10 protein-coding genes and 1 pseudogene are annotated in these 8,522 nt (G+C 73.5%); 7 read left to right on the top strand and 4 right to left on the bottom strand.

Going from position 1 to position 8,522, the window contains the following annotated elements; all coding sequences use genetic code 11:
• Both KBZ04_RS11235 and KBZ04_RS11240 read right to left on the bottom strand, forming a co-directional pair.
• Window positions 1-364 (bottom strand): annotated as a pseudogene (locus KBZ04_RS11235) (FUSC family protein); the annotation flags it as partial.
• Window positions 361-1,155: an FUSC family protein gene (locus KBZ04_RS11240; RefSeq protein ID WP_254992016.1), complete on the bottom strand. Its 795-nt coding sequence runs from the start codon at window positions 1,153-1,155 to the stop codon at window positions 361-363. The gene KBZ04_RS11240 and the pseudogene KBZ04_RS11235, both read right to left, overlap by 4 nt.
• 204 nt (window positions 1,156-1,359) lie before the next feature.
• Between KBZ04_RS11240 and KBZ04_RS11245 the strand changes: the two genes are divergently transcribed.
• Together KBZ04_RS11245 and gshB are read left to right on the top strand one after the other, a co-directional pair.
• Window positions 1,360-1,638, top strand: coding sequence for a glutaredoxin domain-containing protein (locus tag KBZ04_RS11245; RefSeq protein WP_315860110.1), 279 nt, complete (start codon window positions 1,360-1,362; stop codon window positions 1,636-1,638).
• Window positions 1,635-2,624: a glutathione synthase gene (gene gshB / locus KBZ04_RS11250; RefSeq protein ID WP_254992018.1), complete on the top strand. Its 990-nt coding sequence runs from the start codon at window positions 1,635-1,637 to the stop codon at window positions 2,622-2,624. Before KBZ04_RS11245 ends, gshB begins: the two co-directional genes overlap by 4 nt.
• Here gshB and KBZ04_RS11255 read toward each other — a convergent pair.
• Window positions 2,599-4,008 carry an isochorismate synthase MenF gene (locus tag KBZ04_RS11255; RefSeq protein ID WP_254992019.1) on the bottom strand — a complete coding sequence of 470 codons (1,410 nt, stop codon included), beginning with the start codon at window positions 4,006-4,008 and terminating at the stop codon, window positions 2,599-2,601. The genes gshB and KBZ04_RS11255 overlap by 26 nt on opposite strands.
• 71 nt (window positions 4,009-4,079) lie before the next feature.
• Here KBZ04_RS11255 and menA point away from each other — a divergent pair, with 71 nt between their 5' ends.
• The 5 genes from menA to KBZ04_RS11280 all read left to right on the top strand — a co-directional run bounded on the left by menA (window position 4,080) and on the right by KBZ04_RS11280 (window position 7,866).
• Entirely contained in the window at window positions 4,080-5,069 is a 990-nt protein-coding gene (menA, locus tag KBZ04_RS11260; RefSeq protein ID WP_254992020.1) for a 2-carboxy-1,4-naphthoquinone phytyltransferase, read from the top strand.
• Window positions 5,066-6,055, top strand: coding sequence for an o-succinylbenzoate synthase (locus KBZ04_RS11265; protein WP_254992021.1), 990 nt, complete (start codon window positions 5,066-5,068; stop codon window positions 6,053-6,055). Before menA ends, KBZ04_RS11265 begins: the two co-directional genes overlap by 4 nt.
• An 84-nt stretch (window positions 6,056-6,139) precedes the next feature.
• Entirely contained in the window at window positions 6,140-7,393 is a 1,254-nt protein-coding gene (locus KBZ04_RS11270; protein ID WP_254992022.1) for an AMP-binding protein, read from the top strand.
• Between the two features lie 15 nt (window positions 7,394-7,408).
• Window positions 7,409-7,675, top strand: coding sequence for a TM2 domain-containing protein (locus tag KBZ04_RS11275; protein WP_216907804.1), 267 nt, complete (start codon window positions 7,409-7,411; stop codon window positions 7,673-7,675).
• Window positions 7,675-7,866, top strand: coding sequence for a hypothetical protein (locus KBZ04_RS11280; RefSeq protein WP_254992023.1), 192 nt, complete (start codon window positions 7,675-7,677; stop codon window positions 7,864-7,866). Before KBZ04_RS11275 ends, KBZ04_RS11280 begins: the two co-directional genes overlap by 1 nt.
• Here KBZ04_RS11280 and KBZ04_RS11285 read toward each other — a convergent pair.
• Window positions 7,863-8,357 (bottom strand): acyl-CoA thioesterase, encoded by a 495-nt coding sequence (locus KBZ04_RS11285; RefSeq protein WP_254992024.1) that lies wholly within the window; start codon window positions 8,355-8,357, stop codon window positions 7,863-7,865. The genes KBZ04_RS11280 and KBZ04_RS11285 overlap by 4 nt on opposite strands.
• Between the last annotated feature and the right edge of the window lie 165 nt (window positions 8,358-8,522).

Here is an 8,522-nt window from a genome sequence, read left to right on the forward strand (position 1 = left end):
AGGCGTCGCCGTGGTTCATCAGGCTGCCCGCCACCATGTGCCCCCCCACCACGAAGCCGCTGGTCAGGGCGGCGGCGAACCCGAACAGCCGCACCAGGGTCAGTCCCAGGAAAACCCCGAGGGCGCTGGACAGGCCGCCCAGGATTCCCGCGCTGATGACCACGGCGAGCAGTCCCAGCAGGGTGCCGATGATCCGCTCCCGCCCGGCCAGCACACCGCCGCCGAGGTCGGTCTCGAGAATGATCAGCACCCCCAGGGCCAGGAACAGCCCCTCAGGAAGCGCCAGATGGTTGCAGGCGGCCACCACCAGGGCCAGCACCGTCCCGTTGCGCACGATCACGGCCGATCGTCCCTGACCTGTCATGGGGCTGCCGCCAGGGTCCGCAGCCGGAGCAGGGCCTCGCGGCAGGCGTCGGCGTCGATGGAGCGCAGCACGGCCGGCGCCCGGGCCATGGCGACCGCGTAGCGCAGCGCCTGCTCGAGCGCCTCGTGCCGCTGCTGCAGGCCTTCACTCGCCAGGCGCTGGCCCTGGGGGCTGCGCAGCACGGTGCTGCGCACCGCGCAGTGGGCGCCGTAGGCGCTGATCAGTTCCTCCGCCCCGTCGTGGGACGGCCCTGCCATCTGGGCTTCGATCCGGCCCAGCAGACCGCGCTCACTCTCCTCCAGGCGCTGCAACGGTGAGCGGAACCAAAACAGGCGTTCGACCGCCATGCCCAGCACCAGCCCAATCAGGTGCCAGCCGGTCCTGTCCACGACGTACCAGCCCCCCATCCGCTCGTGGGCGGGCACCGCCAGGATCAGCACGGTCATGATCACCGCGTTCAGCAGCGTGGCGGGACTCAGCCCCAGCCGCCGGCCCATCAACTGGATCAGGACGTAACCGACGCCGATGGCGAGCCAGTTGTGCAGGGCCTGGGTGAGCAGCACCACCACGGCGCCCCCGAACATGGTGCCCACGATCCGCGCCCACGCCGCCGCCCGCGACGCCTCCGGCGTAGGCAGCAGGCTCCGGGCGGCGCCGTAGACCACATAGAAGCCGTCGATCGCGTTGACGTCCGGTCCGGCCGCGGCGTGGATGCCGGCCGCGAGGAACCCGGCGAACCCCACCTGCAGGGCGTTGCGGATCTGATGGGGCGAAGGAGAACGGGGGGGCATCAAGCCGGCGGACCATGCACCGCCGGGGTATCAGGCCCCAGGATGCCGGGCCTGGGCGGATCGGCATGGGAACGGCCAGCGGACCTTGTGCCACGAATGGATCTGGTGGGGCATCGACGGTCCCCTTAAGCTGCGCGACATCGCCCCGTGAGAGACCGGATGGAGATCCCAGGAGTCCCCCCAGAGCAATCCGGGCAGGACGCCGTGGAGGTGAAGCCGCCCGCCAAGGTCGAGATCTACACCTACCGCTTCTCCTCCGATTGCATCCGGGCCAAGGGGCTGCTGGACAGGCTCAGCGTCACCTACAACGAATTCATCATTGACGACGATGAAATCAACAAGGAAGTGATGATGAAGCGCTCGGGAGGTCGCACCAGCGTTCCCCAGATCTTCATCGATGGCATCGCCATCGGTGGCTACGCCGAGCTTCAGAAACTGAACGCTGGCGGAGAGCTGGCCGCCCTGCTGCGTCTGGTCGCGTGACCGGCCATCGGGAGGCCCAGCTGTTCGTGGTCGATCCGATCACGCGCCTGCGGCCGGCCAAGGATTCCAGTGTGGCCCTGATGCAGGCGGCCCAGCGGGCCGGTCTGGCGGTATGGGCCTGCACCCAGGCGGATCTGTCCACCGCCGCGTCCGCCGATGGCGCCCATCGCCCCCGGGCCTGGGCCCAGCCGCTGCACCTGGCGGAGATGGCCGCCACGCCGGAGGGCTGGGCCGTGCCGGACCCCTGGGTCGAGGCCGGTGAGCCCCGCGAGCTGCCCCTGGATCACTTCCGCTGGATCTGGATGCGCAAGGATCCGCCCGTCGATGAGGCCTACCTCTACGCCACCCAGCTGCTGGAGATGGCCGAAGCGTTCGGGGTGCGCGTTCTGAACCGGCCGGCGGCCCTGCGGGCCTGGAACGAGAAGCTGGGCGCTTTGCGCTTCAGCCATCTGATGGCGCCTTCGATGGTGAGTGCCCGGGTGGAGCAGTTGGCCGCGTTCGCTTCCGGCCACGAGGAGGTGGTGCTCAAGCCGCTGGCGGGGCGGGCCGGCCAGGGGGTGGTGCGGGTCACGGCGGCGGCGGCGGGCCTGCGGTCGTTGCTGGAGCTGGTCACCCTGCAGGAAACGTTGCCCGTGATGGTCCAGGCCTTTCTGCCGGGGGTCAGCGCCGGTGACAAGCGGATCCTGCTGGTGGATGGGGAGCCCATGGGGGCCGTGAACCGGCTGCCCAAAGCGGGGGAGTTCCGCAGCAACCTGGCCCTCGGTGGGGCCCCCGTCGCCGCCGACCTGACCGACGCCGAGCGGGGCATCTGCGCCGAGCTGGCGCCCGTGCTGCGGGCCGAGGGTCTGTTCTTCGTCGGCATCGACGTCATCGACGGCCGGCTCAGCGAGATCAACGTCACCAGCCCCACCGGGGTGCGGGAGGTGGAGCGGCTGGGGCGCGTCCCGCTGGCCGATCAGGTCATCGAGCGCCTGCTGGCTGGCTGAAGGCGGCGGCCAGCGGCAGGTTGAGCTGCTGCTGCAGCACCCCCAGCTTGAGCGCCACCTCCTGCAGCTCCCGCTCGGGGTGGGAGCCGCGCACCAGCCCCGCCCCGGCGGTCAGCTCCAGCTGCTGGCCCCGCAGGGTGCCGCTGCGGATGGCCACCCGCAGATCGGTGTCGCCTTCGGTGTCGATCCAGCCGATCGGCGCGGCGTAGTGCCCCCGCTCGAACGGCTCCAGGCTGCGCAGCCAGGCCATCGCCTCGCGCCGGGGCAGGCCCGCCACCGCGGGGGTGGGGTGCAGGACTTCGGCCAGGGTGAGCGGGGCCTGGCCCCGCAGCGCGGCTGTGATCGGGGTGTGCAGGTGCACCAGGGAGCCGTGGCGGGCCAGGCGCGGCCGCCGTGGCCGGCGTGGATTGAGGCCCGCCTTCTGCAGCACGGCGGTGATCGTTTCCACCACCAGCTCATGCTCGTGGCGGTCCTTGCGCGACTGCAGCAGGTCGTCGGCCGGCTCCCCCAGGGGGGCGGTGCCCGCCAGGGCATCACTGCGCAGCTGCCCCTGCCGCAGGGTGAGCAGCCGCTCCGGTGAGGCCCCCACCAGGGCTTCCCGCTCCGATCGCTGCCAGAGGAAGCGGCAGCTGCCGGGCTGGCTGCGGCGCAGGTGGGACAGCAGGCTGAGGGGATCCAGCGGCCCGTCCAGCACCAGCTGCTGGCGCACCGCCAGCACCAGCTTCTGCAGTTCGCCCCGTTCCACCAGCTCCAGGGCCCGGTCGAGGGCGGAGCGGTAGCCCGCCTGCCAGTGGGAGCCATGGGCGATGCCCACCGGTGGGGTCTGGCCGATGCCGGGGTGCCCGGAACCGACCAGGGCCTCAAGCCGCTGGCGGGTCTCCCAGAGCTCCTCGGCCACGCTGCGGGCCGTGATGCCGCCACCGAGGACACGCTGCAGCCGCAGCCAGCAGTGGCGGCCCTGGCGGCTCAGCTGCCAGCTGGGCAGCACCGCCTGCACCCCCGCGGCGCCGGTGCCGGGGTGCAGGGGGCTCTCGAAGAAGGCGAAGGCCAGCAGCACCCGGGGCCGGGCCAGGGCGGGACAGGGACCCGGTTCCCGGGCCAGGCGGTTCAGGCTCAGGCTGCTGAAACGCTGGGCCAGCTCGAAGCGGCGCGGACCGCTCAGCTCCAGGCCATTGCACAGGCCGGCGGCGGCGATGCTGAGCCCGGGGGCGCCGTCCCAGAGGAAGCGGAAGTCGCCCTTGCCGCCCAGGTGGGGCAGGGCCACGAGGGGGTCGAGGGCGGCCATCGGCAGGGCCAGGCTGAGCACTCCCTCCTCCTCCAGTCGCCGGCTGGCGGCGGTGGCTGCCGAGAGCAGCGCGGGGAAGCTGGCAGGGGCCTGCACCAAGGGGCCGAGGGACCGGGGCGGAAGGCTGCTCAAATGTATGGGCCTTTCCCTGCCCAACGCCCGCGGCCCCCATGTCTGAGCCACAGGTCGTCGCAAGCCGTTACGCCCCGGGGGGCGTCGCCGCCTCTGACGCCTCTTCCCGCGGCCGCCTCTGGCGCGCCGCCGTGAAGTGGCCCATGTACGCCGTGGCGGTGATGCCCGTGCTGCTGGCGGCCGGCTGGCGGCTCGGCCAGGGGCTGGCCCTGCGGCCCGACCAGCTGCTGCTGTTCCTGCTGGCGGCGGTGCTGCTGCTGGCCTGGGAGAACCTGGCCAACGACGTCTTCGATGCCGACACCGGCGTGGACACCCACGGCAAGCCCCATTCGGTGGTCAACCTCACCGGCCGGCGGGATCGGGTGCTCGCTCTGGCCAACGGCTGCCTGGTGCTCGGGCTGGCCCTGATGGCCCTGGTGGCCCTGCGCAGCAGCGCCCTGGTGCTGCTGCTGGTGCTGCTGTGCTGCGGCCTGGGTTACCTCTACCAGGGGCCTCCGTTCCGCCTCGGCTACCGGGGCCTGGGGGAACCCCTCTGCTGGCTGGCCTTCGGGCCCTGCGCCACGGCCGCCGCCCTGCTGGCCCTGGCCCCTGCCGGGGAGGGCGCCGGCGGGGTGCCCTGGGGACCGGCGCTGGTGCTGGGCAGCGGGCCGGCGCTGGCCACCACCCTGGTGCTGTTCTGCTCCCATTTCCACCAGGTGGACGAGGATGCCGCCCACGGCAAGCGCTCGCCGGTGGTGCGCCTCGGCAGCCAGCGGGCCGCCGCCCTGGTGCCCTGGTTCGTGGCCACCGCCCTGGCCCTGCAATGGGCGCCCGTGCTGCTGGGCTGGTGGCCGCCCACGGCCCTGCTGGGGGTGATCGGCCTGCCCCCGGCCCGGGCCCTGATCCGGCTCCTGGGCGACGACCACCACCGGCCGGAGCGCATCGTCGGCAGCAAGTTCCTGGCCCTGCGCTTCCCGGCGTTCAACGGCCTGGGGCTGGCCGCTGGCCTGGCCCTTGGCCCCTGGCTGGCGGCGCTGGCGAACCGGTGAGCACCCTTGCGGCCGAAGGGAGGCCCGAGGGCTGGCTGGCTCTGGAGACCAGGCCCTTCAGCTTCCGCCTGCCCCGGCCGCTGCAGACCTCCAGCGGCCGGATCGAGGCCCGGCAGGGCTGGCTGCTGCGGCTGCAGGGCCCGGCCGGCGGCCTCGGCTGGGGCGAGGCGGCGCCGCTGGATCCCGGCGAGAGGCCGGCTGTGGCGGCGGCCCTGGCGGCCCTGGGCCCCGCCGTGGAGCGGAGCGACCTGGAACGGCGGCTGCCGGCGCTGCCGCCCGCCCTGGCCTTCGCCCTGGGGGCCGCCCTGGCGGAGAGCGACGGGATGGTGGCGGCTGGCGGGTGGCTCGCCGCTCCGCCTCCGGCCTGGCTGCTTCCCGCCGGTGAGGCCATGCTCGCGACCCTCGATGTCCTGCTCCAGGGGGACGCCCCGGCGCCGCTCACCGTCAAGTGGAAGGTGGCGGCGGCGCCCGATGGGCTGGAGCGGCGGTGGCTGGAGCGGCTGCTGGAGGGCCTGCCGGCCGATGGGCGCCTGCGGCTGGACGCCAACGGCGGCTGGGACCGGGCCACCGCTGCCGCCTGGGCCGGGCGGCTGGGGCGGGAACCGCGGCTGGAGTGGCTGGAGCAGCCCCTGGCCGCCGGCGACCAGGAGGGCCTCGAACAGTTGGCCCTGGGGATTCCGGTGGCCCTGGATGAATCCCTGCGGCAGCGGCCGGAGCTGCGCCATCACTGGGGGGGCTGGCAGGTGCGGCGCCCGTCCCAGGACGGCGATCCCCGGCCCCTGCTGGCCCAGTTGCTCCGGGGGGCTCCCCGGCTGATGCTCAGCAGCGGCTTCGAGACCGGCATCGGCGCCCGCTGGACGGCCCACCTGGCGGCGCTGCAATGGCGGGGCCCGACGCCGGTGGCCCCCGGTCTGGCTCCGGACTGGACGCCCACCGGTCCCCTGTTCGACCGCGACCCGCAACGGGTCTGGGCGGCGGCGGCCTGAGACGGGGCGGGCCCCCCCGCCCCTCGCCAGCCCTACCGTGCCCCCAAGGCGCTGCCTGCCCGTGGCGCTCCGCCGAAACCCCGCGTGGCCGATCCCCCCTGGGCACCCCTGCTGATCGAGCCCGCCCCGGCCGACCCGGAGGCGGCGGTGTCCCAGCTGGAGCAGGCCTGGGGCCAACAGCGCCTGGTGGCCCTGGCCGGGCCCGGGCAGCAGGGGGAGCTGGCCCAGGCCCTCGGCGGGGCCCCAGGGGAGCTGGCGGAGCTGGCCCGGTTCGGGGCCGCGGTGGTGGTGGGTAGCGGTGGCAGCGCCGGCGGGCGCCACTGGTGCCTGCAACCTCTGGCCCACCTGCAGGCTTCCGCCGAGGCCACGGCCAGCTGGTTGGTGGCCCTGGGCCTGGAGCCGGCCGCCTGCCTGCACCTCGACCCCCTGCCCCTGCACCACGTCAGCGGCCTGTTGCCCCTGGTGCGCGCCCGCCTCTGGGGGGGCGAGTGGCGCCCGCTGGCCCCGTCGCTGCTGCGCCGGCCGGAGCTCCTGCCCGAGGCCTGCCCCCTGCCGAGGGATCGCCCGGTGCTGCTCTCGCTGGTGCCCACCCAGCTGGCCCGGTTGATGGCCAGTCCTGAGGGCATGGCCTGGCTGGCCGGCTGCGCGGTGCTCTGGGTGGGGGGGGCGGGGCTGCCGGCTCCGCTGGCGGCCGCCGCCCGCCGCGCCCGCCTGCCCCTGGCCCCCTGCTACGGCGCCACCGAAACCGCCGCCATGGTGTGTGCCCTGCCGCCGCAGCGGTTCCTGGAAGGAGCTGCGGGCTGTGGCGAGCCCCTGGACGACGTGGCCCTGCGCCTGGATGGCGCCACCGGCGCCGTGGAGGTGCGTTGCGGCCGCCTCAGCCCAGGCCGGCTGGTGGCGGGCCAGCTGCGGCCCCTGCCGCTGCAGCCGGGCGGCTGGTGGCGCAGCGGCGATGCCGGGCGGCTCGGCAGCGAGGGGCTGGAGGTGCTGGGCCGCCTGGATGGGGCCTTGCTCAGCGGCGGTGAGACGGTCTTCCCGGAGCGGCTGGAGGAACGGCTGCAGGAGCAGGCGTCCCTCACCGGAGCGGGCCTGGAGGCGCTGCTGCTGCTGGCCCGGCCCGATCCGGAATGGGGCGAGCACCTGGTGGCCCTGGTGCGGCCCCGGCGGGTGGGCGATGGGGCCGAGCTTCTGGGAGTTCTGCAGGCCCTCACGGCCGCCTGGCCTCCCGCCGAGCGGCCGCGACATTGGCATCTCTGCCCGTCGCTGGCGCCCACCGCCGCTGGCAAATGGGAGAGGGGACGTTGGCAGCGGTGGCTGGACTCGCTAGAAGCCTTCTGAACGGCACCTGCACCGATGACCGACAGTCAACAGGTCGAGACCAGCAACAAGAAGCTGGCGGCAGGGCTGCTGGCCATCTTCCTGGGATCGCTGGGCATCCACAAATTCGTTCTGGGCTACAGCAAACCCGGGCTGATCATGCTGCTGGTCACGGTGCTCACCTGCGGCTTCGGCGCCTCGGTGATGGGGATCATCGGGGTGATCGAAGGTGTCATCTACCTCACCAAGTCGACGGAGGAATTCCAGGCCCAGTACATCGACGCCACCCGGGAGTGGTTCTGATGGCTGCCCCCCACCCGGCCGGCAGGCGGCCGCCACGGCTGGGCCTTGCCCTGCTGGTGGGGGGTGGGCTGGTCAGTTTCATGGCCCTGGGGGCCACACCGCACGATGGCCTGCACCCCCTGGCCCTGATGGCGGCGCTGCTGCCCCTGCAGCTGGCCGCCCTGGCCTGGGCCCTGCTGAACCGCCGCTAGCCGTCAGCCCGGCTGGCCTCCAGCCAGTGCACGAGACTGCCGGGAAGATCCGTCCGCTGCCGGCTCGCTGCGTCGATGGCCACGTGCCGGGTGAGGCCGATGGCCGCCTCCTGGCCGTCGTGCAGGAAGCGGTAGCGGATCTCGAAGCTGCCGCCATCGCGCTGCAGGGGTTGCAGCGCGATGGCCAGGGGATCCCCGCAGTCGAGGGGCCTGAAGAAGTCGGCGCTCGCATGCACGATCGGCAGCGCCACGGCCGGCTTCCGGTTTGGACCGGGGAAGATCTCCCCGGAAGCCACCCCGAACCGCTCCAGACTTTCTTCGTAGGCCACATGGCACCAGCGCAGCAGCTGGTGGAAGTGCATCACTCCAGCGGCGTCGGTGTCACCGAAGCGCACCGTGCGGCAGAGCAGCAGCCAGTCCGCCGGCGTGGGGGTTGGCCCCTGGGGTGGTCTCTCGAGCGCGTCGTGGCCCGGTGGCTCGGATGGGGACATCAACCTCCATGGCGACGCGTGCCCTTGGCTCCATGCTGGCGCCCCTGACCGGTTGCTGGCATCCCGGAACGCCCCTAGGTTCCGCGCAGTACGGAGCGCCCCCCTTGGCCGCCGCCATCGCCTACGAGCCGCCCACCATTTCCAAGGCCTGGGCTGCTTTCCTGG

Origin of the sequence: Cyanobium sp. N5-Cardenillas (assembly GCF_024345515.1) — a bacterium.
GTDB lineage: Bacteria > Cyanobacteriota > Cyanobacteriia > PCC-6307 > Cyanobiaceae > Cyanobium.

Excerpts from the sequence above, each read along its gene's own strand:
- KBZ04_RS11240 (WP_254992016.1), bottom strand. The coding sequence starts at position 1,155 with ATGCCCCCCCGTTCTCCTTCGCCCCATCAGATCCGCAACGCCCTGCAG.
- menA (WP_254992020.1), top strand. The coding sequence starts at position 4,080 with ATGTCTGAGCCACAGGTCGTCGCAAGCCGTTACGCCCCGGGGGGCGTC.
- KBZ04_RS11275 (WP_216907804.1), top strand. The coding sequence starts at position 7,409 with ATGACCGACAGTCAACAGGTCGAGACCAGCAACAAGAAGCTGGCGGCA.
- KBZ04_RS11280 (WP_254992023.1), top strand. The coding sequence starts at position 7,675 with ATGGCTGCCCCCCACCCGGCCGGCAGGCGGCCGCCACGGCTGGGCCTT.
- KBZ04_RS11285 (WP_254992024.1), bottom strand. The coding sequence starts at position 8,357 with ATGTCCCCATCCGAGCCACCGGGCCACGACGCGCTCGAGAGACCACCC.